The sequence below is a fragment of the Streptomyces sp. CNS606 genome (assembly GCF_000426325.1).
On sequence record NZ_KE384522.1, the window covers coordinates 62,012 to 83,611 of the forward strand.

Here is a 21,600-nt window from a genome sequence, read left to right on the forward strand (position 1 = left end):
GGCCCAAGAGGAACTGGGAGGACTCCCGCGTGATGTGCCTGCTGTTCCGAAGCACTGATCGGTCTTCTGTCCGGCTGCGCCGATGCCAAACGGAGACGCACCGAACTCTTTTCGCCCGCCCTTGCTTCTGCTAGTCGCCACGCGAACCGGCGGGGGACGGACGCCGGGCCGCCGCGCCGGCCGCGGGCGGCGTGGGCTGCGCGCGGAGCCCCGGGGTGAGGGCCACCGTGACGGCGAGGGAGAGCAGGGCCATGGCGGTCATGGCGGTCGGCGGGGAGGTGACTTCGGCGACGGCACCGGCGAGGGCCGCGCCCACGCCCTGCAGGGCGAGCAGCCCGGCGGAGTACAGCCCCAAGGCGTGCCCGCTGGTCTCGTCGGAGGTGAGGGCCATCAGGCGTTCCTGGAGCAGCAGGCTCGCGGCGAAGCCGACGGAGGCGACGAGGACGGCGATCACCGCGACGGGCAGCGGCGGGTGGAGGGCGAAGAGCAGGTACGGCACGGCGAGCAGCGCCCGCAGCGGCATGCTGAGCCGCTGCCGCCACCGCGCGGGCACGAAGCGGCCGACGAGGGTGTCGCCGGCCAGCATGCCGACCGCTCCCGCAAGGAACAGCACGCCGGCCCGCTCCGGGTCGTACGCGACGAACAGCGATTCGCAGCCGACGATCAGACCGTTGGGCACCCACAGGGCGAGGTAGACGGCCCGGCGGGGTCGGGAGGACCAGAGCAGGGCGTTGGTGCGCCAGGTCTGCGTGAGGGAGGGGCGTCCGGCGGCGCGGGCGGGGTGGTGGGTGAGGCCGAGGCGGGCGACGACGGCTGCCGCGAGGTACAGGGCCACGGCGACCAGCAGCACGCCGCGCGGCGACAGCGCGGTGAGCAGCACACCGCCCACCGCGAAGCCGCAGATCTGCATGGTGCCGACGGACATGTTGAGGACGGAGCGGCCGATCAGGAAGCCGTCGCGGGCCAGGATCTGGTGGAGCAGGCCGTAGCGCACGCCGCCGCCGAGCGCGGCGACGGTGCCGAGGGCGAACAGGAGGAGGAAGGTGCCCCAGACGGGCAGGCCGGGCACGGTCTGCCCGGCGGTGCAGAGGGCGAAGACCAGGGCGAGTCCGGTGAGCGCGGCGCGCGGCGGCAGCCGGTCGGCGGCGGAGAGCAGTACGGTCGCGCCGAGCACCTGGGCCAGTGAGGGCCCGAACATCGCCAGCGCGGAGAGCAGCGGGGAGCCGGTCGAGGCGTACACGAGGGTGCCGAGGGCGAGCGTGCTGACGGTCGATCCGGCGACCTGGAGGGTGCTGGTGAGGAAGAGCGGCGTGAACTCGGGGGTGCGGAAGAGGTCGCGGTAGGTGTGCATGGGCGGAGTCTGTGGGGGGCGGCCGGACCGGGGTTAATGTTTCGCGGGGAGGCGAAAGCATGGGCTGGTGGCAGGTCGGTGCGGACACCCTGGCGGGCAGCCGCTTCACGGTGTCCCCGCTGGCCGAGACGACCGGCGCGTTGACGTCCCTCGCGCGGGGCGCGCCCGCGCTGCCCGCCGAACGCGCCTGGCTGGACGCGCATCTGCCCGCCTACCGGGCGCGGCTGGCGGCCGACCCGGTCACGGCGGAGCTGGTGCGGGCGGCGCTGGGCCGTACCTGGATCGCCGACTTCCTGGCCCGTCCGCCGCTCCCCGCGGCGGTCACGGCCCGCAGCACGCCGGACGTCGCGGAGGAGCTGCCCGCCGTACGGGACACGCCGCCGGACGCGGCGCGCGCGGACCTGGCCGTCGCGCTGCGCGGACCGCTGCCGCCGGTTCTCGCCGACCGGGACGATCTGCCGGGGCGCGCGGCCGACCTGCTGGAGTGGGTGTGGGCGGAGACCGTACGCCCGTACTGGCCGCGCCGCCGCCGGGTGCTCGAGGCGGACGTGCTGGCCCGCACCGACGCGGTGAGCCGCGGCGGCTGGGCGGCGGCCCTGGACGGCATGGGCGGCGGGTTGCGCTGGCTCGGCCGGGGGCGTCTGCGGATCAACGCTCACGACAACCCGCCGCGCCGGATCACGGACGCGGAGCTGGCGTTCGTGCCCGTGACGGCGCGTCACGGCTGGGTCGCGTGGCACACCGGGGCGGAGGAGTCACCCGCCCGGTACGCCGTGGTGTATCCGTGCGCCGGCCTGCTCGCCGAGCCGGAGCGGACACCCGCGCCCGAGGCGTTGGGGCGGCTGCTCGGCCCGGGGCGGGCGGCCGTGCTGGTGGCGCTGGACTCGCCGAAGAGCACCACGCACCTGGTGGCGCTGACGGGCCTGGCGCTGGGGTCGGTGGGCCGTCATCTGCGAGTGCTGCTCGACGCGCGCCTGGTCGGACGCCGCCGGGCGGGCCGCTCGGTCCTCTACTTCCGTACGCCTGCCGGGGACACGCTGGTCGCCGCGCAGCGGGAGCGGTGACGCGGGAGGCGCGGCAGCGGGGGCGGGGCAGGTCAGGTCGGGTCGGGTCGGGTCGGGTCAGGAACGCCACGGTGCGCGGCGGAAGGCGGACGAGGCGTCGTTCAGGGGGCGACCGAGGCTCTTCATCGGCGTCTGCCAGAACGCGCGGAGCACGGCGAGGATGCGCCCCCGGGTCGGGGCGTCGAGGGCGCGGGCGGCGGACACGGCGGCGGACACGCCGCTGTGGTGCAGGAGTTCCAGCAGGTGGTGGAGGGCTCCGGCGCCGGTCTCGGCGCCCGGGAGCTGGTCCGTGGCGTTGGCCAGGGTGCCGCCGGTCCGGCGGGCCGACTGGTCGAGGGCGCGGACGAGGCGGATGAGGTTCTCCGGGCCGTGATCGGCGTCCTCGGCGACGCGCCGTTCCAGCTCGTCGGCGGGGCGGAGCCGGTTCCAGGCGTCGACCAGTTCGGCCAGCGTGGTGTCCGTCGGCGGGGCGGCTTTTCCGTTCTTGGGCATCGTCGTACTCGCGGGTGGGAGGGGAACGCGCGGCAGCCCGGTTCGCGGTGGTGACGCACTGGGCCACGGCGGCGGACCCAGTGAAGTGTGAACGTTTTCGCAAGCGTGGACAGTACGCTTTTCCGGCAACGGGAGCGCGCTCCCGTTGCCGGGTTGTGGCGGGCCGGTGTCAGTCCTCGGGAGATTTCTCGGAAGAGCCGGTGGCCGCGTCCGCGGTTTCCCGGCGCTTGCGCCGGCCCTTGCCCACCGGCCAGCGCGGGCCACGGTCGTCGTCCGGGATGCCGACGAGCTCCTCGACGTCGAAGACGCGGGCGATCGGGACGTCGGAGCTGCTGTGGGCGACGATCGAGAAGGCGATGGTGACGGCGATGAGCGTGAACGCCTCCTCGCCCCGCGGGATGCCCGCCTGGAGCACCAGCAGCCCGTAGACGACGGAGGCGAAGCCCTTCGGTCCGAACCAGGCCGCGGTCAGGCGCTCCCGGCGGTCGAACTCCGTGCCGGCCAGGGAGAGCAGCAGCGTCGCCGGGCGGACCAGCACGATGGCCAGCACGGCCACCACGTAGCCGCCGAAGGAGAGGTCGGCGAAGAGCTGCGGGGTGAGGAGTGCGCCGAAGACCAGGAGGGCGGCGAACTTGGCCAGTTCGGCGAGGGCTTCGCCCAGCGGCTCGAAGGCGTGCTTGGCCTCCGGGGAGACGGCGGCGAGGACGGCGCCGGCGCTGAACGCGGCGAGGTAGGGGTTGGCGTGGGTGAGGTGGCACAGGGCGTAGAGGCCGGTACCGATGGCCAGGGGCAGCAGCGGCTGCAGCTTGGGTTCGGCGCCGAGCACGGGCAGCCGGATCAGACCGGCGACGAGCAGCGGTGCGGCGACGCCGAAGAGCAGGCCGAGGGCGAGTTCCAGGGAGATGGTGCCGAACGAGGCGTCGGCGGCATCCATCGTCGGCCCGGCGGCGGCGATGAAGATGAGCACGAAGGGCAGGGCGAGGCCGTCGTTGACGCCGCTCTCGACGTTCAGCAGCTGCCGCAGCCGTCCCGGCACCTCCTTGCGCCCCACGATGGCGCTGGCGAACACGGGGTCCGTGGGCGACAGCACGGCACCGACCAGGAACGAGGTCGTCCAGTCCAGGCCGACGAGGTAGTGGGTGAGCAGCGAGATGCCGAGGAAGCACAGCGGCATGCCCAGTCCGAGGGCGCGGGCGGGGTTCTTCCAGCGGGCGCGCAGCTCGGAGAACCGGACCTGCATGCCGTCGGTGAACAGCACGGCGAACAGGGCGAGGTCGGCCGTGACGGCGACGATCTCGCTCTCCGGCGAGATGTGGACGAGTCCCAGGAAGCCGTCGCTGACCAGCGCGCCACCGACCAGGAACAGCAGCGAGGTCGACAGCACGGACCGGGCGGCGAGCCCGGACAGCAGGACGGCGATCAGAAGAGCGGCACCGAAGACCGCGACGAGTACCACTCAGGGCCCCCCGGGGACGAGTAAAGAAGACGTCAAGCAGGGGCGACCTTATCCGACGTCGCCGCACACGCCCCGGGCGCCCGGATGGTCTCCGGGGTCAGGGCTTGAGTGCCACCCCCGCCCAGAGGCTCACCTCGTCGTCGCCCGGCGCCTTGCGGGGTTTCGGGAGCAGGGCGTGGGCGGGCAGGGGAACGGACACGCCGGGCCGCCACTTGTGCGCGAGGGTGATCCCGGGGTCCAGCAGGTCCAGTCCGTCGAAGAAGCGCGCCACCTCCTCGCGGCCGCGCGCCTGGGTGGGCACTCCCCTCGCGTTGTAGACGTCCACCAGACGCCCCACTCCCCCCGGGTCGATGTCGGCCGTCACGTGCGACAGGAACAGCGCCGACCCCGAGGGCAGCGCCGCCAGCAGGCGCGCGACGATCCCGTACGGATCGCGGTCGTCGGGGACGAAGTGGAGCACCGCGTTCATGGACAGCGCCACGGGCCGGGTGAGATCGAGCGTGCGGGCCAGTTCGGGCGCTCCGAGAATGCCGTCCGGCTGGGTGATGTCTCCCTCCACGTAGGCGGTGCGTCCGTCGGCGGAGCTCGCCAGCAGGGCACGCGCGTGGGTGAGGACGATGGGATCGTTGTCGGCGTAGACGACGCGGGCCTCCGAGTGCACGCCCTGGGCGACCTCGTGGAGGTTCGGACTGGTGGGAATGCCGGTGCCGATGTCGAGGAACTGGGTGAACCCGGAGCCGGTGAGCACGTGCACGGCCCGGTGCATGAAGGACCGGTTGGCGCGGGCGGCGCTGCGGGCGGCCGGCCACGCCTGCAGGGCTTCCTCCGCACCTATGCGGTCGACCTCGTAGTTGGTCTTCCCGTTGAGGTAGTAGTCGTACATACGGGCGGAGTGAGGCCGGTCGAGCCCCAGATCCCGTGGTGGGGTGTTGTCGGAACGGCTCGCTGTCATGGTGCCTCCGCGCGGGACTCGCCCGTGGATCGGTCGGTGGACGAACACCTGCATCGTAGGGACGACGACCGCCGCCCGTGATCGTTTTTGCACATCAACCACCGCGTCGGTACGGCCTTTTCGCCGGCGAGACCGTTTCCTGGGCGCCTGGGCGCCGGGCCGGACGGGCGCGACGCGTCCCGGTGCACCGCCCGCCACACGCTCGTGCATCCCGCCGAAACGGTTCGCCGAGCGCGTCCGGGTGACGGCGGCCGGGAACCGTCGTCGATGTCACCCTCGCCCGCTAGTCTGACGTTCGACCAACTTCACAGCATTCGGGGGGAAATCGCCATGCAGGCGAGGGGGAAGGTGCTGCCCGGAAACGGGCGCTGCAAGGATCTGGCGCGTGAGCTGCGGGCGTTGCGGGGGCGGAGCGGGCTGACGCTGGCCGCGCTCGCCGAGCGCACCTGCTACAGCAAGTCGTCGTGGGAGCGGTATCTCAACGGCAAGTCGGTGCCGCCGGAGGCGGCGGTCCGGGCGTTCGCGTCGGCGGTGGGCGTGCCTCCGGGGCGGTTACTGGTACTGCACGGCCTGGCCGAGACGAACGAGGAAGGCACCGGGGTCCCGGCGGAGCCCGAGCCGGAGGCGGCGGGGCCGCCGGTGGCGGGCGTGCCACCGGTGCCCGCCGGGCCGGGGGCGGACACGACCGGCCGGCCGCGCCGCAGGCTCGCCGTGCCGGCGCTGTGCATACTCCTCGGTCTGCTCATGGGCGTGGCGACGGGAATCGGCGTCGCGCTGCTCCCGGGCGACGGCGGCACGACGGCGGGGCCGGGGGCGTCCTCCCTCTCGGCGGAGGACGCGACGAACCAGGCGCCCGGATGCGTGGGCTTCGCGTGCAACGGCAGGGACGCGGAACGCTTCGGCTGCCACCTGGAGGTCTGGACGGCCGCCGTGCGGAAGGTCGGTGCACGGTACGTCGAGCTGCGGTACAGCCCCGTGTGCCAGGCCGCCTGGGCGCGCGTCAGCTACGCCGACGTCGGGGACGCGGCCGTGGTCGAAGGGCCGGAGGACCACAGCGCCCGTCGCACGATCGTCTACGGCCACGACGTCTACTCGCCGATGGTCGACGCACCCTTCCCCGCCTCCGCGCGCGCCTGCGTGACCCTGGCGGAGGGCCGGACGGTGTGCACGCCTCGCGGCGGGGCGTCCCCCGCTCCCGCCGCGTCGCCGCACGAGACCAGATCCTGAGCGGGACGCGCTCCCCGGGAGACGGCGTCCCACGTCCCGTCAGGTCTCATCCGGCGCGGGAAACCCGCTGGTCGGAGGCGTCCCGTCTCGTCCCGTCCCGGGACGGGCGGGATTCCTCGACGCCGCTGGGGGCGCTCCGCGAAGCTCGTTCCACCAGCCCCGACGAGGGGGCTGCCACCACCTACTGGGGGAAACGAACCATGCGACGACGCATCCTGCAGCGCGCGGCAGCACTGGCGTTCACGCTCGGCGCCCTGACCACGGTCGGCGCGACCGCCGCCCAGGCGGCGCCGGCCGGGAGCACCTACCAGGGCTGCCCGTACGGCGCGGTGTGCATCTACCCGAACGCGTCCTGGAACAACGGCAACCCGGAGCACGTCTACTGGAGCTACGGCGCGCACAACCTCACGGACGAGTACGGCGTGCACCGCCTCTTCAACAACCAGTCCGGCGGCGCGACGGCCCGCACCTGCACCGGCTTCAACGGCACCGGCTGCCAGGGATACCTGCAGGCCTTCTCCTACATCGACAAGAACCTGACGCCGATCAACTCCATCACGCTCCAGCCGTAACGCCGTCCGGCGGCGACGGCGACAGGCACGGTGACGGGCCGTGTCGGGCGGGTCTCCCCTGCGGAGGCCCGCCCGGCGGCGGTGGGAGACACCTCCGGTGGGCGGGTTGCTCAGCGGGCGAGCTCCGCCCACACGGTCTTGCCGACCGGCGTGCGGGGCTCGGCGCCCCAGTCGTCGGCGAGAGTCGCGACGAGAAGCAGGCCGTAGCCCGACTCGGCCGGCTCCAGCGGCGCTCGGGCGGTGAGCGGCGGGTACCGCTCGTCGCGCGCGTCGGACACCTCGATGCGGACGGTCGTGTCGGTGACGGCGAGGGCGAGGGCGAAGTCGCGCCCGGCGACGTGCCCGTGGCGCACGGCGTTGGCGCACAGCTCCCCCACGATCAGTTCGGCGTCACGGGTGACGCGGCTGTCGTACGGGTGCCCCCACGCGTCCAGCCGTTCGACGGCCAGCCGACGGGCCAGGCGTGCGCCCCGACGGCTGGAGCTGAAACGCATGCGGAAGGTGTGTGTCGCCGTGTGGGGTGGATTCTCTGCTTTCACAGCGTGAGCGTCCCGTCACCCGCCTAGCGTGAGGAAGGTCAGTCATGTGTACCGTCCGGCCGTCCGTGCGCCGGTACGGGTGCTGTACGGGTCGGTGACGGGAAGTGGGCGACGGTGGCGCGGGCACAGACGAAGGTCGAGGCGTGGCGTTGCTACGGGCGCCTGTTGAAGCTCTTCCGGGAGCAGAAGCGTCTGACGCAGACGGAGTTGGCCGAGGCCGTGGGGTACTCCTACGAGCACACCGCGTCGGTGGAGCAGGGCCGCCGCCCGGCCAAGCTGGACTTCACGGAAGCGGTCGAACGCGTCCTCCCGGCCAACGGCACCCTGCTCGCCCTCCAGGACGAGGTGGAGCTGGCGAAGCTGCCCGACTTCTTCCAGGACTTCGCGAAGCTCGAAGCAGAAGCAGTGAGCCGCTTCGAGTACGAGCCCCAGATCGTTCCCGGACTGCTCCAGACCGAGGCGTACGCCCGAAGCGTCCTCGCGGGCCACTGCCCGCCGCTGGACGAGGAAACCCGCGAACAGCACCTCGAAGCGCGACTTGGAAGGCAACGCCTGCTCACGCGCACGCCACTGGTGCAGTTCTCGTTCATTCTCTGGGAACCCGTGCTGCGCAATCCGGTCGGCGGCACAGGCACCCTGGGGGCTCAACTCCGGCGACTGGCAGGGCTCAAGGAACAGCCCAACGTCGAACTTCAGGTGCTCCCTGGGGACTACGGGATGCACCCCGGGCTGAACGGGCCCATGGTGCTGCTGGAGACGAACGCTCACCGACAGGTCGGGTACGTCGAGTCGCAGGAGGTGGGATGCGTGATCTCTGAGCCGCATAAGGTCAGCGCGTTCGCGCTGCGCTATGGGAAGCTTCGGTCGCTGGCCCTCAGCATGGAGGAGTCCGCACGGCTGATCGAGCGTGTAGTCGAGGAGCTATGAAGACCGAGTTGGCCTGGTACAGGAGCAGCTACAGCGGCAGCGGCGGCGGAAACTGCGTGGAGGTGGCCTTCGCCTGGAGGAAGTCGTCCTACAGCGGGTCGGACGGCGGAAACTGCGTAGAGGTCGCCGACGCACCGGATGCCATCCGAGTCCGGGACTCGAAGGTGGGCGAGCGGGGGCCGCAGGTCGCGGTCAAAGCTCTGGCCTGGGCTTCTTTCGTGGAGTTCGCCGCGAAGCAGGGCTAATCGGGTGTACCGTGGGTCACGTCACTTTTCGTCTCCGTAGCGACGAAAGCGGCCCCTAGCACGGTGCGCGAACACCAGCTAAGGGCCTACACCGACGAGTGGATAAGGCCCACTGACGATGCCCAGCCAGGTTAGCGCGCCCGCACGCGCCCCGTTCCTCCAGACCCCCGAAGACCTCATCGACGACCCCGCGCTCAGCGACGCCGCCCTCCGGCTCCTGCAGGCCCTGGTCAAACTCCCGCCCCGCAACCGGCGCAACAGCGACGCCGTCGCCACCTCCCTGCGCATGGGCAAGGACAAACTCAACGCCGCCCGCAAATGCCTGCGCGCACACGGCCACTGGCACGCCCGCAAACGCCAGAACCTCCGAGGCGAGATCCGCGACCAGCGCCTCGCCTCCCTCACCCCCCTCCACACCCCCGACCAGATCGCCGAAGGCTGGGCCGCCGCCGAAGAGGCCGCCCACCTCGGCAAGGACACCACCACCTCCCGCCGCCTGGGAGTACGCCTGGTCAACGCCCTCGCCTGGATCCCGCAACCGGCGACCGGGAAACCCGCCCCACGGCCCACCCGGCGACGACCCCCCGAAGGGGACAAGACACAGAAGAACCACACCCCCCACCCCCTCCCCACGAGCAGCACCCCGCAGCCCGACGAAGGCCCCGGACGCCTCGACGGACCCCTCGCCCCCTACGCCGAACGCGCCGAACACCTCCTCCACACCCTCCGCCGCACCGAACCCCGCCTCGCCCTCCCCGCCACGGACGCCCGCGAACTCGCCCACCTCGCCGGCCACTACCTCCTCCGCGGCGAAGGCGCCGAAACCCTCCGCGCCGTCACCCTCCAAGGACTCCCACCCGGCGACATCCACGCCCCCGCCGCCTTCCTCCGCCACCGCCTCCTGCGCTACCTCCCACCCCTCCCCCAATGGCCCACACCCCCGCCACCCACCACACCCACACCCCCGCCCACGGCCCCAAAGGTCTCCCTCACCAAACCCACCCCACCCCGCCCCGGCAGCCCCGCCCACATCATCCAGAACGGCGGCACCTGGCGCGAAGCCCTCCACGCCGCCGCAGGCACCGGCACTGGCACTGGCACCGGCACCGGCACCGGCACCGGCACCGGCTGACGGAGCCCGGACGCAGGCGGTCACCGCTGCTCACCCGGTCGTATGTACGCAGCGTTGTGCAAGGTGCGGCTCACTGGGTACGCGGGCAGAGTGAGGACGTAGCGAGAGAGGTGTTCATCAGATGATCCTTCGTCGAGTTGCCCGTCCCTTGTTGGCTGCGACCATCGTGTACGGCGGGATCAGTGCCCTGCGTGCGGTGGAGGCCCACGCACAGGCCGCAAAGCCGCTCCTGGACCAGACCGTCGGCAGGTACGAGGACCAGATCCCCGACAACGTGCCCACGGATGCCGAGACGCTGGTCAAGATCGACGCCGCCGTGAAGATCGCCGCAGGGTCGGCGCTGGCCTTCGGCAAGGCGCCGCGCGTGGCGGCGCTCTTCCTCCTGGGCAGTCTGATTCCGACCACCGCGGCCACCCACCGCTTCTGGGAGGAGTCGGACCCGGAGGCCCGGGACCAGCAGCTCGTGCACTTCCTGAAGAACTGCGGGCTGGCGGGCGGGCTGCTGCTCGCCGCGGCCGACACGCACGGCAAGCCGTCCGCGGCCTGGCTGGCGCGGCACAGCGCGCACACGGCCGGCAAGCGCATCGGCACCGCCGGGCACGCGGCCGAGCTGTACGCGGCGCACGCCCTGAAGCACCACAAGAAGAACGCCAAGCGCGGCGCCAAGCTGGCGAAGAGCATGGGCAAGGGCGGCACCAAGGGCAAGCTCTTCGGCCGGTCGAGGAAGAGTGGTCTCCAGAAGGTGCAGCACGCGGTTCTGGACGCTCAGCACGCCGTGCTGGAAGCCCAGCACGACGGCATGCGGAAGGGTCGCAATGCCTGGGGGAAGTCCAGGAAGCACGGGCTCAAGAAGGCCCAGCACAGCGTGGCGCAGGCCCAGAAGCAGCGGGACGACCTCGCCAAGAAGGCCCGGCAGGGCGTCAAGCAGGCGAAGAAGTCCGACCTTGCCAAGAAGGCGCGCCACGGCGTCAAGCAGGCGCGCACATCCGACCTTGCCAAGAAGGCGCAGCACGGTGCCAAACAGGCCCGCAAGTCCGACCTGGGCAAGCGTGCCGAGCATCGCGTGCGTGCCGCACAGCACGCGACGCAGGCCCGGGCCGAGCAGGCCCGCGGCTACGCCCACAGCGCGGTGTCGGACGCCATGCCCCGCTGACGCCGGGCACTCCCCGGGCGCGCGCGTTCCGCAGGCCGGATGCGGCGGGGGCGGACGGTTCATGGAGAACCGCCCGCCCCCGCCGTCGTGTGCGTCTAGGCTCCGCAGCACGGACGGCACAGGCTCCGGGGGCGGTGGTCACCGGAGGACGAGGGGGGCACCGCCATGGCGATCGACTACGTGAAGCGGCCGGAGGGTGGCGGCGGAGGAGGAGCCGCGGTCGGCCTGGAGAAGATGCAGCGGGCCGCGCCGGGCCTCGTGAGCCTGTACAAGCAGGCCGCCGTCAGCCTGGAGAAGCGGCGGCTGAGCGGCGTACGGGCGGCGGTGTACCTGGTGCTGGACCGGTCGGGGTCCATGCGCCCCTACTACCGGGACGGTTCGGCGCAGCGGCTGGCCGAGCAGACACTCGGACTCGCGGCGCACTTCGACGACGACGGCCGCGTGCCGGTGGTGTTCTTCTCCACCGGGGTGGACGGTGTGGCCGAGGTGTCGCTGACGGACTACGCCGGGCGGATCGGGGCGCAGCACGACGCGCTGGGGCACATGGGCCGGACGAACTACCACCTGGCCATGCAGGCCGTGGTGGACCACTACCGGGCGAGCGGGGCGAGCGACCCGGCGTTCGTGGTGTTCCAGACGGACGGCGGCCCGACGTCGAAGTCGGCGGCGGAGCGGGTGCTGTGCGAGAGTGCGGCGCTGCCGCTCTTCTGGCAGTTCGTCGGGTTCGGCAAGGACGAGTTCCGGTTCCTGCGGAAGCTGGACGCTCTTCCGGTGCCGGCGAAGCGGGTGGTGGACAACGCCGGATTCCTGCCGCTGGGCGCCGATCCGCTCGGCTGGTCGGACGCCGCTCTGTACGAAGGGCTGACCGACGAGTTCCCGCAGTGGCTCGCCGCGGCCCGCGCCGCGGGCGTACTGCGCTGAGCCCTGTCCGGCGCTCTCGTGGGCGCCGCTACCGGGGGTCGGGCAGGCGCATCTCGAACCAGGTGGACTTGCCGCGCGGCAGCAGGTCGACGCCCCAGCGGTCGGCGAGGCGGTCGACGAGCCAGAGGCCGCGTCCGCTGGTGTCCATCTCCGTGACGGGCAGCAGGCAGGGCAGGCCGCGCGAGGGGTCGCGGACCTCGACGCGCAGCCGGCCGCGCCGGCGGTGCATACGCAGGCCGAAGGTGCTCGCGCCGGTGTGGCGTACGGCGTTGCCGACGAGTTCGGAGACCAGCAGCACGGCGTGCTCGGCGGTGGTGGCGGGGGCGGCCCAGCCCTGACGCAGTACGGCTTCGGCGAGGCGCCGCGCGGTGGCCGCGGACTCCGGGCGGTTGGGCAGCCGCACCTCGTCCCGCGTCGGGTCGCCCACGAGTTCCACGACGGCGCCGAGGGTCGGCGGGCTGCCCGGGGCGCCCAGGACGACTCCCGTCTCCGTCGCTGCTCCGGTCATGCTCGCCACGTCACCCTGTCCGGTCATGCGGACCATCATGGCGCGTGCAAGCACACTTCGTGGCTGTTCCGGAATATTGCTGACCTGGGAGTCAGGTCGGAGATCTCCGGATCTGGCATATGCCGTGACCCCCTCTGCCGCCCTGATCACGTCGATGACCAGCGACTACGTTCCGCGCAGGCATGATCACTACCCGTCCGCGGGCACGTGACACCTCCCCCGGAAACGGCGCAGGGGTGACGCGCGGGCGGCATGCGCCACCCCACGCCACCCCGGCCGTTCGGGAGCCTCGCGGACGGGTCAGCGGAACCTGGCCTTGCCCGGGCCGTCCTCCACAAAGCTGCGCATGCCGGTCTCCCGGTCCTCGGTGGCGAACAGGCCCGCGAACCAGTTGCGTTCGATGGTCAGGCCGGTGTCGATGTCCGTCTCCAGCCCCGCGTCGACCGACTCCTTGGCCGCGCGCAGCGCCATGGCCGGGCCCGCGGCGAGCTTCGCGGCCCACGCGTGCGCCGCCTCGTACACCTCGGCGTCCGGCACGACCCGGTCGACCAGGCCGAGGGTGAGCGCCTCGTCCGCCTTGACCTGGCGTCCGGTGAAGATGAGGTCCTTCGCCTTGGCCGGACCGACCAGGCGGGACAGGCGCTGCGTGCCGCCGGCTCCAGGAATCAGGCCGAGCAGGATCTCCGGCTGGCCGAGCTTGGCCTTCTCGCCCGCGATGCGGATGTCGGCGCACAGCGCCAGCTCGCAGCCGCCGCCGAGCGCGTAGCCGGTGACGGCTGCGACGACCGGCTTGGGGATGCGGGCCACCGCGGTGAAGGCGTCCTGGAGACCCTTGGACCGGGCGACCATCGCCGCGTGGTCCATGCGCTGCATCTCCTTGATGTCCGCGCCGGCCGCGAACACCTTCTCGCCGCCGTAGATCACGACCGCGCGGACGTCCTCACGGGCGGTCGCCTCGTGGGCGAGTTCGAGGAGCCGGTCCTGGGTGGCGACGTCCAGGGCGTTCATCGGCGGGCGGTCCAGGCGGAGAGTGCCGACGCCGTCGGCCACTTCGAGAGTCACAGTCATACGGGCAGGTTAGCGTTCGTTCACACGCTTCGGTCCCCGCACCCGGCGCGAAGGGCGCCGGGTGCGGGGACCGGTCGTGTCGGCCGGGCCGCCCGGAGGGCTACTGCTCGGCGGTCCATTCCTCCCAGGACATGTTCCAGGCGTTGAGGCCGTTGTCCGGGGCGATGGTCTCCGGGTCGTCGGAGTTCTTCACCTGCACGACGTCACCGATGAGGGAGTTCTCGAAGAACCAGGCGGCCGCCACCTTCTCGTCCCAGCCGCCGCGCACGTCGTCCAGGCCGATGCAGCCGTGGCTGGTGTTCGTGGAGCCGAACGTGGCCGACGAGGCCCAGTAGTTGCCGTGGATGAAGGTGCCGGAGGTGGACAGCCGCATCGCGTGCGGCACGTCCTTGATGTCGTACTCGCCCTCGCCGTCGTCGTCCGTGAAGCCGACGGTCGCGCCGTTCATGCGGGTGACCACGTGCTTCTCGCTGATCACCATGATGCCGTTGTACGTGGGCGTGGCCGGGGCTCCGGCGCTGATCGGCACCGTCCGCAGCTTCTTCCCGTCACGGGTGACCGTCATCGTCTTCTTCTTCGCGTCGACCACGCTGACCTGCGAGCGGCCGATCTCGAAGGTGACCGACTTCTTCTGCGACCCGTAGACGCCGTCCGCGCCCTGAACGCCGTCGAGGTCGAGGTCGAGCGTGACCTCGGTGCCGGCCTCCCAGTACTCCTCGGGACGGAAGTCGAGGCGCTGGTTGCCGAACCAGTGGCCCTCGATGTCCACCCCGGGCTCCGCCGTCACGGAGATGGCCTTCTCCACGGCCTCCAGGTCCTCGATGGCCCGGTTGAAGGTGATCGAGACCGGCATGCCGACACCGACCTCGTCGCCGTCCTCCGGCTGGAAGAAGCCGACGAAGGAGTCGCCGGGGACGAGGGTGGAGAACTTCGCGTTCTCGGCGGCCTTGCGCCCCTCGGAGTCGGTGGCGACCGCGTTCACGGTGTAGGTCGTCTTGGTCCGCAGGTGCCCCTCGGGCTTCCACGCGCTGCCGTCGGCGGTGATCGCGCCGGGCACCTTCTCGCCGTCCGCGGTGCGCACCACGACCTCGGTGAGCTTCCCCTTCTCGGCGCTCACCGCCAGTTCGCCCGTGGTGGCGACGTCGTCGGCGCCGTCCTCCGGAGCGATGGTGACGACCGCATCGGACGGCCCGGTCGGCTTCGCCTTCTCCGGAGTCCGTTCGTCGGCGGCGCTGTTGCCGCCCCCGCAGGACGACACCACCAGCAGCAGCACGACGAGGAGGACGACGAGTCCCGCCGCCCCTCCCCCTATGAGGCGGGCCCGGCCGCCCGCCCGCGTCTCCGCCCCGTCCAGTATGGCCTTGAGTTCCACTGTGGCCTGTTCTCCCCTCGCGCACGAACGCGCTCCCCAGGTGGCGCCGTCGGGAGCGCACCACGCGCGTGTGACCGGTCAGACAACCACACACATGCGGGGGTTGTGCACCTGCAGTGTCACCGTTCGGTCGCGGTTTCCGCCGGTGAGGGGCATGCCGGGAGAAAACGTGCGCGGCTGCGGCGCAGGGTGAGCGCTCCGCGCCGGGCTGTCACCCGTTCGGCGTCACCGGGAGCGGTTCCGGCCCTCCCCGGAGGGCCCGGCGGGTGAGGATCGCCGTGTGCACCGTGGAACGGAGGCTCACTGGTGACGCAGGCACCCGCGCGGACGAACGACCCGGCGGACCCGCCGGCCGTGTGGCCGGGCAGTCCGCAACCGCTCGGCGCGCGCCACCACCTGGGGCCGGACCGGACCCCGGGCACCAATTTCGCACTGTGGGCGGGCGGCGCCGAGGCCGTCGACCTGTGCCTCTTCGACGACGACGGACGGGAGACCCGGCACCGGCTGGCCGAGCCGACCCACGAGATCTGGCACGGCTTCGTCCCCGGAGCCCGGCCCGGTCAGCGCTACGGCTACCGGGTGCACGGCCGCTGGGACCCGTGGACCGGCGCACGCTGGAACCCGGCGAAACTGCTGCTCGACCCGTACGCCCGCGCAGTGGACGGCGAGTTCGTGCTGACGCCCGAGGTGTACGGCCACGTCCGCGACTGGCCGCAGCAGGACCTCGCCGACACCGTGCGGGACGAGCGCGACTCCGCGCCGCACGTACCGAAGGGCGTCGTCGTCGACGACCGCGACAGCTGGACCGACGACCGCCGCCCCAAGACCCCGTGGGCCGACACCGTGCTCTACGAACTGCACGTGCGGGGCTTCACCCAGCGCCATCCCGGTGTGCCCGAGGAACTGCGCGGCACCTACGCCGGACTCGCCCACCCGGCGGCCCTCGACCACCTCACCGGGCTCGGGGTGACGGCCGTCGAACTGCTGCCGGTGCACCAGTTCGCGCACGAGGACCACCTGCTGCGGCGCGGTCTGCGCAACTACTGGGGCTACAACTCCGTCGGCTGGTTCGCCCCGCACGCCGCCTACTCCGCCTCCGGCACCCGAGGCCAGCAGGTCGGCGAGTTCAAGCGGATGGTGCAGGCGCTGCACGGCGCCGGGATCGAGGTGATCCTCGACGTCGTCTACAACCACACCGCCGAAGCGGACGAACACGGGCCCACGCTGTCGCTGCGCGGCATCGACAACCGCGCCTACTACCGCCTCGCCGACGACGCCCGCCGCTACACCGACTACACCGGCTGCGGCAACACCCTGCACGTGGTGCGGCCGCACACACTGCGGCTGATCACCGACAGCCTGCGCTACTGGGTGCAGGAGATGGGCGTGGACGGCTTCCGCTTCGACCTGGCGGCGGCACTGGCCCGCTCCCTGCACGACGTCGACATGCTCTCGCCGTTCCTGGCCGTCATCGCCCAGGACCCGGTGCTCCGGCGGGTCAAGCTGATCGCCGAACCGTGGGACGTGGGCGCGGGCGGCTACCAGGTGGGCGCCTTCCCGCCCCTGTGGACGGAATGGAACGACCGCTACCGCGACACCGTGCGCGACTTCTGGCGGGGCGCGCTGCCCGACGTGCGGGACCTCGGCTACCGCCTGTCCGGGTCCAGCGACCTGTACGCCCGGGGCGGGCGGCGGCCCTACGCCTCGGTCAACTACGTCACCGCCCACGACGGCTTCACCCTGCGCGACCTGGTCAGCCACGACCGGAAGCACAACGAGGCCAACGGCGAGGACGACCGGGACGGCACCGACAACAACCGGTCCTGCAACCACGGCGCCGAAGGCGACACCGAGGACCCGGAGATCCTGGCGCTGCGGCGACGGCAGCTCCGCAACCTGCTCACCACGCTGCTGCTCTCCACGGGCGTGCCGATGCTGACGGCGGGCGACGAGGCGGGCCGTACCCAGGGCGGCAACAACAACGCCTACTGCCAGGACGACGAGACGTCCTGGACCGACTGGAGCCTGCTCGACGATCCGGGATGGCGGGGGCTGTACGAGCTGACCGCGCGGCTGCTGCGGCTGCGCCGCGCCCACCCCGTGCTGCGGCGCAAGGCGTTCTTCTCCGGCCGCCCGCACGGCCCGGAGGGGGTGCGGGACCTCACCTGGTTCACCGGGTACGGCGAGGAGATGACCGAGGCCGACTGGTTCGCGCCGGGCGCCACCCTGGGGATGTACCTGCACGGGCGGGACCTGCCGCAGCGCGACGCCAAGGGCCGCCCGGTGACCGACGACTCGTTCCTGTGGCTGCTCCACGCCGGCACCACGACCGGAGCGTTCCGGCTGCCCGGCCCGCCCTGGGGGGCGGCGTACGAAGTGCTGGTGGACACTGCGCGCGAGGAGCAGGCCGAGCCGCCGGGCACACTGCTCCGTCCGGGTGACAAGCTGCCCCTGCCGCCCCGCTCGGTGCAACTGCTGCGCGCCCGGCCCCAGCAGGCGCGGGACGTCCGGTCGTAGGTCTGCGGACGGAGGCGGGAGGGGCGAAAAACCGAGTGTGCGGTGTCAGTGGCGAACCGTACGCTCGCTCCTGATGACTGCCACCGACCTCGCCGCCACCGACGACCGCTCCGACGACACGCCCGCCGCCCGCGGTGGCGACGGGCCGCCCCCGGAAGGGCAGCGGGCCGACGGCGGCGACGGCAGATCCGCGGTGCGGTCGCTGCTGCGGCTGTGGCCGTACCTCAAGCCGGTGCGGGCCCGGTTCTTCACGGCCGCGTTCATCGCGATCGTCGCGTCCTGCATGGGGCTGGTCATCCCGCTGGTCCTGAAGTGGATCGTGGACGGCCCGGTGGCCGCCCGCGACACGCGGGGCGTGTGGCTCGGCGGCGCGCTGCTGCTCGGCGTCGGCATCGCCGAGGCGGCGTTGTTCGGGCTGCGGCGCTGGCTGGTGGCGCGGCCGCTGGCGAGCGTCGAGGCGGCCATGCGCGCCGACCTGTACGCCCACCTGCAACGGCTCCCCGTGGCCTTCCACGACCGCTGGCCCAGCGGGCAGCTGCTCTCGCGGGCGACCACCGACCTGCAGCTGCTGCGCATGTTCCTCGCCTTCCCGCTGACGTTCCTGGTGGTCAACGGCACCACCATCCTGGTCGGCTGCGTGATCATGTTCGTGCAGGACTGGATGCTCGGCCTGGTCGTGCTCGCGCCGCTGGTGCCGCTCGGGGTGCTGTGCTCGTTCTTCGAGGCGCGCTACTTCATCGCTGCGCGTCGCGCGCAGGACCAGATCGGCGACCTCACCACCGTCGTCGAGGAGGCCGTGCTCGGCATCCGCATCATCAAGGGCTTCGGCCGCCACAAGAGCCAGGCACGGGCCTTCCGCGCAGTGTCCGGGCGGCTGCTCGGCACCGAGATCCACAAGGCCCGGCTGCTCGCCGGGATCTGGGCGTTCATCATGACGCTGCCCGAGCTGGCGCTCGGCGCGGCGCTGGTGCTCGGCACGATCCAGGTCGCCGAAGGCGACCTGTCGGCGGGCACGCTGGTGGCGTTCCTGTCCACGGCGCTGGCGCTGCGGTGGCCGGTGGAGTCGCTCGGGTTCCTGCTGGCGATGAGCAACGAGTCGGCGACGGCGACGGACCGCGTCTTCGAAGTCCTCGACGCCCGCGTCCCCGACGACGCGGGCACGGCCGGCGACCGGACCGCGGCCGTCGACAGGGTGGCGGACGACGACCCCGGCTCCGGCATGCGGTTCGAGGGCGTGACCTTCCGGTACCCGGACGCACCGCCCGGTGCGCAGCCGACCCTCGACGGTGTCGACCTCCACGTCCCGCCCGGCGAGACGATGGCCCTCGTCGGCGCGACCGGCAGCGGCAAGACGACGCTGACCGCGCTCGTCCCCCGTCTGCACGAGGCGACCGAGGGCCGCATCACCCTCGACGGCGTGGACGTCACCACCCTCCCCCGCGCAGACCTCCGCGCCCTCGTCGCCGTCGCCTTCGAGGACCCGACCCTCTTCTCCGCCACCGTGCGGGAGAACGTCCTGATGGGCACCGACGGCACCGGCACCCACCACGCCCCCGCCGCGGACGAGACCGCCCTGCACCGGGCGCTGCGCGTCGCGCAGGCCGACGGCTTCGTCGCCGCGCTGCCCCACGGCGTCGACACCGAGGTGGGCGAACAGGGGCTGTCCCTGTCGGGCGGCCAGCGCCAGCGCCTCGCCCTGGCCCGCGCCGTGGTCGGCTCCCCGCGCTTCCTCGTGCTGGACGACCCGCTGTCCGCCCTCGACGTGCACACGGAGGCCGCCGTGGAGGCGGCGCTGCGGGAGGTGCTGGCCACGACCACCGCCCTGGTCGTCGCGCACCGGCCCTCCACCGTGCTGCTCGCCGACCGGGTCGCGCTGCTGTCCGGCGGGCGCGTCACCGCCGTCGGCACCCACCACGAACTGCTGCACACGCACCCCGAGTACGCGGCACTGATGTCCGGCGACGACCGGCGCGACGCGGACGGGGACGGGGACGGCACAGATCCGGACACGGCCGCAGACGTCGTGTCCGGCACCGAAGGGAGCCTGAAGGCGTGACGACGACCGTCGACAGCGGCGCCACACCGGCCACGGACCCCGCGGCGGGGTCGGTGGCGGGCGAGGCCCTCCCCACCACTCCGCCGGGACCCGACCAGGACCCCTTCTCGCAGGACGTGCTGCCGGCCCCGCGCAACGCGCCGCGGACGCTGCTGCGTTCCCTGCTGCTCCCGCACCGGCCCCGCGTCGCGCTGGCGGCCGTCCTTCTGCTGCTCCAGCAGGCGGCGGTGCAGGCGGGCCCGCTGCTGGTGGCGTACGCGATCGACGCGGCCGTCCCGGCGATCCGGGACGCCGCCGACTACGGTCCGCTGATCGCCGTCGCCCTCGGATACCTGGTGTGCGCGCTGGCCGCGGGCGGGCTCCAGTACGCCTTCGTCACCACCGCCGCCCACGTGAACCAGCGGGTGCTGCTCGAACTACGCGGCCGCATCTACCGGCACGCCCAGGCGCTCAGCGTGGACTTCCACGACCGCTACACCTCCGGCCGGCTCATCTCCCGCGCCACCACGGACGTGGAGGCGCTGCGCGAGCTGCTGGACGAAGGGCTCCAGGAGCTGCTGACGGTCGTGGTGTCGGTGGGCTACATCCTGGCCATGCTGCTCTACCTCGACTGGGGGCTGGGCGCCTGCGCGCTCGCGTCGTTCGTGCCGCTCTCGCTGCTCGTGCGCTCGTTCCAGAACCGGTCGCGGCGCATCTACCGGACGCGTTCCACCGCGATCGCCGCGGTGATCGTGAAGTTCGCGGAGACGATGAACGGCATCCGCCCGGTGCAGTCCTTCCGCCGCGAGAAGCCGAACGACGCGGCCTTCCGCACGCTCAACGACCGCCACCTGAAGGTGAACGGGGACGCCATCCTGGAGATGGCGCGGTACGTCGTGGGCTCCCGTCTCACGGCGAACTTCGCGGTGGCGGCGCTCGTGCTGTGGGGGGCGTACCGGGTGGCGGACGGCGGGCTGGAACTCGGCGTGCTGGCCGCGGCGGCGCTCTACCTGCGTCGCCTGTACGACCCGATCGACCGGCTCGGCATGTTCCTCAACTCCTTCCAGTCGGCGAGCGCCTCGCTGGAGAAGGTCGCCGGCCTGCTGGCGCAGCAGCCGTCCGTGCCCGAGCCGGACGTGCCGCGCCCGCTGCCGGACCGCACCGGGGACACGCCGGGCCGCGAGGTGGTCTTCGACGGCGTCCGGTTCGCCTACCGCACCGGCGGGGAGGTGCTGCCGCAGTTCGCTCTCACGGTCCCGGCCGGGCAGACGGTCGCCGTGGTCGGCGCGACCGGCGCGGGCAAGTCGACGCTGGCGAAGCTGCTGGCCCGGTTCTACGACCCGACCGAGGGCCGGGTGCTGCTGGACGGCGCCGACCTGCGGGATCTGGACACCCGGACGCTGCGCAGCGGTGTGGTGATGGTGACCCAGGAGGCGTTCCTCTTCTCCGGAACGGTCGCGGAGAACATCGCGATCGGCCGCCCGGACGCCTCCCGCGCCCAGATCGAGGAGGCGGCGAAGGCCATCGGCGCGCACGACTTCATCGCCGCCCTCCCCGACGGCTACGACACGGACGTACGCAAACGCGGCGGCCGGATCTCGGCGGGTCAGCGGCAACTGGTGTCGTTCGCGCGGGCGCTGCTGGCCGACCCGGGCGTACTGATTCTGGACGAGGCGACCTCGTCGCTGGACATCCCGGGCGAGCGCGCGGTGCAGGAGGCGATGACGACGGTGCTCAAGGGCCGTACGGCGGTGGTGATCGCGCACCGGCTGTCCACGGTGGACGTGGCGGACCGGGTGCTGGTGATGGAGGACGGGCGCATCGTCGAGGACGGCCCGCCGTCGGAACTCACCGCCCGCGACGGCCGGTACGCCCGCCTGCACCGGGCCTGGCGGGACAGCCTGGCCTGAGCCCGCGCGGGCGCGGGGCCCGTACGAGCGCGGGCGCCGTGCGGCGTTTCGCCTCGTAGGGGCCGCTCCGGGTCTATCGCGCGGATTGCCCCGGAGCGGCCCGTACGTGACCGTCGCATGCCCGGAATGCGGACATGCCGGGTCAGCAAACGGTCAAGT

General features: G+C 72.6%; 19 protein-coding genes. 11 read left to right on the plus strand and 8 right to left on the minus strand.

The genetic code is table 11. From position 1 onward, the window contains the following. Positions 1-130: 130 nt before the first annotated feature. A complete protein-coding gene (locus K304_RS0125010; RefSeq protein ID WP_027765941.1) occupies positions 131-1,351 on the minus strand; it encodes a membrane protein in 1,221 nt (406 codons plus the stop codon). A 59-nt stretch (positions 1,352-1,410) separates the two neighbouring features. On the opposite strand from K304_RS0125010, the gene K304_RS0125015 reads away from it, so the two are divergent. Continuing rightward, a complete protein-coding gene (locus K304_RS0125015) occupies positions 1,411-2,415 on the plus strand; it encodes a helix-turn-helix domain-containing protein (RefSeq protein WP_027765942.1) in 1,005 nt (334 codons plus the stop codon). A gap of 57 nt (positions 2,416-2,472) precedes the next feature. On the opposite strand, the gene K304_RS0125020 is transcribed toward K304_RS0125015, so the two are convergent. From K304_RS0125020 to K304_RS0125030, 3 genes are all read right to left on the minus strand, one after another. Further along, positions 2,473-2,907 carry a hypothetical protein gene (locus K304_RS0125020; protein WP_027765943.1) on the minus strand — a complete coding sequence of 145 codons (435 nt, stop codon included), beginning with the start codon at positions 2,905-2,907 and terminating at the stop codon, positions 2,473-2,475. A gap of 169 nt (positions 2,908-3,076) precedes the next feature. Beyond that, positions 3,077-4,363: a cation:proton antiporter domain-containing protein gene (locus tag K304_RS31205; RefSeq protein ID WP_078529705.1), complete on the minus strand. Its 1,287-nt coding sequence runs from the start codon at positions 4,361-4,363 to the stop codon at positions 3,077-3,079. Between the two features lie 97 nt (positions 4,364-4,460). Further along, positions 4,461-5,315 (minus strand): SAM-dependent methyltransferase, encoded by an 855-nt coding sequence (locus K304_RS0125030; protein ID WP_027765944.1) that lies wholly within the window; start codon positions 5,313-5,315, stop codon positions 4,461-4,463. A gap of 330 nt (positions 5,316-5,645) precedes the next feature. Here K304_RS0125030 and K304_RS0125035 point away from each other — a divergent pair, with 330 nt between their 5' ends. Further along, on the plus strand, positions 5,646-6,542 hold the full coding sequence (locus K304_RS0125035) for a helix-turn-helix domain-containing protein (RefSeq protein WP_051308828.1): 897 nt from the start codon (positions 5,646-5,648) through the stop codon (positions 6,540-6,542). A 200-nt stretch (positions 6,543-6,742) separates the two neighbouring features. After that, the gene (locus tag K304_RS0125040; RefSeq protein ID WP_027765946.1) at positions 6,743-7,114 is read left to right on the plus strand and encodes a hypothetical protein; all 372 of its coding nucleotides are present in this window, start codon (positions 6,743-6,745) and stop codon (positions 7,112-7,114) included. Between the two features lie 110 nt (positions 7,115-7,224). Here K304_RS0125040 and K304_RS0125045 read toward each other — a convergent pair whose 3' ends face one another. After that, positions 7,225-7,608 carry an ATP-binding protein gene (locus K304_RS0125045; RefSeq protein WP_037791981.1) on the minus strand — a complete coding sequence of 128 codons (384 nt, stop codon included), beginning with the start codon at positions 7,606-7,608 and terminating at the stop codon, positions 7,225-7,227. 159 nt (positions 7,609-7,767) lie between these two features. Between K304_RS0125045 and K304_RS31210 the strand changes: the two genes are divergently transcribed. The 5 genes from K304_RS31210 (at position 7,768) to K304_RS0125070 (ending at position 12,031) form a co-directional block, all read left to right on the plus strand. After that, a complete protein-coding gene (locus K304_RS31210) occupies positions 7,768-8,580 on the plus strand; it encodes a Scr1 family TA system antitoxin-like transcriptional regulator (protein ID WP_037791984.1) in 813 nt (270 codons plus the stop codon). Next, positions 8,577-8,825 carry a DUF397 domain-containing protein gene (locus K304_RS0125055; protein ID WP_027765948.1) on the plus strand — a complete coding sequence of 83 codons (249 nt, stop codon included), beginning with the start codon at positions 8,577-8,579 and terminating at the stop codon, positions 8,823-8,825. Before K304_RS31210 ends, K304_RS0125055 begins: the two co-directional genes overlap by 4 nt. Before the next feature lie 118 nt (positions 8,826-8,943). Beyond that, the gene (locus K304_RS33530) at positions 8,944-9,957 is read left to right on the plus strand and encodes a hypothetical protein (protein ID WP_027765949.1); all 1,014 of its coding nucleotides are present in this window, start codon (positions 8,944-8,946) and stop codon (positions 9,955-9,957) included. 121 nt (positions 9,958-10,078) lie between these two features. Then, a complete protein-coding gene (locus K304_RS32655) occupies positions 10,079-11,110 on the plus strand; it encodes a DoxX family membrane protein (RefSeq protein WP_078529707.1) in 1,032 nt (343 codons plus the stop codon). Positions 11,111-11,275: 165 nt separating this feature from the next. Further along, the gene (locus K304_RS0125070; protein ID WP_037791985.1) at positions 11,276-12,031 is read left to right on the plus strand and encodes a VWA domain-containing protein; all 756 of its coding nucleotides are present in this window, start codon (positions 11,276-11,278) and stop codon (positions 12,029-12,031) included. Between the two features lie 28 nt (positions 12,032-12,059). Here K304_RS0125070 and K304_RS0125075 read toward each other — a convergent pair whose 3' ends face one another. From K304_RS0125075 to K304_RS0125085, 3 genes are all read right to left on the minus strand, one after another. After that, a complete protein-coding gene (locus K304_RS0125075; protein WP_027765951.1) occupies positions 12,060-12,578 on the minus strand; it encodes an ATP-binding protein in 519 nt (172 codons plus the stop codon). A gap of 261 nt (positions 12,579-12,839) precedes the next feature. Continuing rightward, entirely contained in the window at positions 12,840-13,607 is a 768-nt protein-coding gene (locus tag K304_RS0125080; RefSeq protein WP_027765952.1) for an enoyl-CoA hydratase/isomerase family protein, read from the minus strand. A 100-nt stretch (positions 13,608-13,707) separates the two neighbouring features. Then, positions 13,708-14,979, minus strand: coding sequence for an Ig-like domain-containing protein (locus tag K304_RS0125085; protein ID WP_027765953.1), 1,272 nt, complete (start codon positions 14,977-14,979; stop codon positions 13,708-13,710). 306 nt (positions 14,980-15,285) lie between these two features. Between K304_RS0125085 and glgX the strand changes: the two genes are divergently transcribed. The 3 genes from glgX to K304_RS0125100 all read left to right on the plus strand — a co-directional run bounded on the left by glgX (position 15,286) and on the right by K304_RS0125100 (position 21,441). Then, positions 15,286-17,496, plus strand: coding sequence for a glycogen debranching protein GlgX (gene glgX, locus K304_RS31220; protein ID WP_486591803.1), 2,211 nt, complete (start codon positions 15,286-15,288; stop codon positions 17,494-17,496). 73 nt (positions 17,497-17,569) lie between these two features. Then, positions 17,570-19,552 carry an ABC transporter ATP-binding protein gene (locus K304_RS31225; protein WP_078529709.1) on the plus strand — a complete coding sequence of 661 codons (1,983 nt, stop codon included), beginning with the start codon at positions 17,570-17,572 and terminating at the stop codon, positions 19,550-19,552. Positions 19,553-19,605: 53 nt separating this feature from the next. After that, positions 19,606-21,441: an ABC transporter ATP-binding protein gene (locus tag K304_RS0125100; protein WP_027765954.1), complete on the plus strand. Its 1,836-nt coding sequence runs from the start codon at positions 19,606-19,608 to the stop codon at positions 21,439-21,441. Positions 21,442-21,600 lie beyond the last annotated feature (159 nt).

What these genes read in the sequence shown, in the direction of transcription:
- K304_RS0125010 (WP_027765941.1), bottom strand. Translation starts at nt 1,351, where the DNA reads ATGCACACCTACCGCGACCTCTTCCGCACCCCCGAGTTCACGCCGCTC.
- K304_RS0125015 (WP_027765942.1), top strand. Translation starts at nt 1,411, where the DNA reads ATGGGCTGGTGGCAGGTCGGTGCGGACACCCTGGCGGGCAGCCGCTTC.
- K304_RS0125020 (WP_027765943.1), bottom strand. Translation starts at nt 2,907, where the DNA reads ATGCCCAAGAACGGAAAAGCCGCCCCGCCGACGGACACCACGCTGGCC.
- K304_RS0125030 (WP_027765944.1), bottom strand. Translation starts at nt 5,315, where the DNA reads ATGACAGCGAGCCGTTCCGACAACACCCCACCACGGGATCTGGGGCTC.
- K304_RS0125035 (WP_051308828.1), top strand. Translation starts at nt 5,646, where the DNA reads ATGCAGGCGAGGGGGAAGGTGCTGCCCGGAAACGGGCGCTGCAAGGAT.
- K304_RS0125040 (WP_027765946.1), top strand. Translation starts at nt 6,743, where the DNA reads ATGCGACGACGCATCCTGCAGCGCGCGGCAGCACTGGCGTTCACGCTC.
- K304_RS0125045 (WP_037791981.1), bottom strand. Translation starts at nt 7,608, where the DNA reads ATGCGTTTCAGCTCCAGCCGTCGGGGCGCACGCCTGGCCCGTCGGCTG.
- K304_RS0125055 (WP_027765948.1), top strand. Translation starts at nt 8,577, where the DNA reads ATGAAGACCGAGTTGGCCTGGTACAGGAGCAGCTACAGCGGCAGCGGC.
- K304_RS33530 (WP_027765949.1), top strand. Translation starts at nt 8,944, where the DNA reads ATGCCCAGCCAGGTTAGCGCGCCCGCACGCGCCCCGTTCCTCCAGACC.
- K304_RS32655 (WP_078529707.1), top strand. Translation starts at nt 10,079, where the DNA reads ATGATCCTTCGTCGAGTTGCCCGTCCCTTGTTGGCTGCGACCATCGTG.
- K304_RS0125070 (WP_037791985.1), top strand. Translation starts at nt 11,276, where the DNA reads ATGGCGATCGACTACGTGAAGCGGCCGGAGGGTGGCGGCGGAGGAGGA.
- K304_RS0125075 (WP_027765951.1), bottom strand. Translation starts at nt 12,578, where the DNA reads ATGATGGTCCGCATGACCGGACAGGGTGACGTGGCGAGCATGACCGGA.
- K304_RS0125080 (WP_027765952.1), bottom strand. Translation starts at nt 13,607, where the DNA reads ATGACTGTGACTCTCGAAGTGGCCGACGGCGTCGGCACTCTCCGCCTG.
- K304_RS31225 (WP_078529709.1), top strand. Translation starts at nt 17,570, where the DNA reads ATGACTGCCACCGACCTCGCCGCCACCGACGACCGCTCCGACGACACG.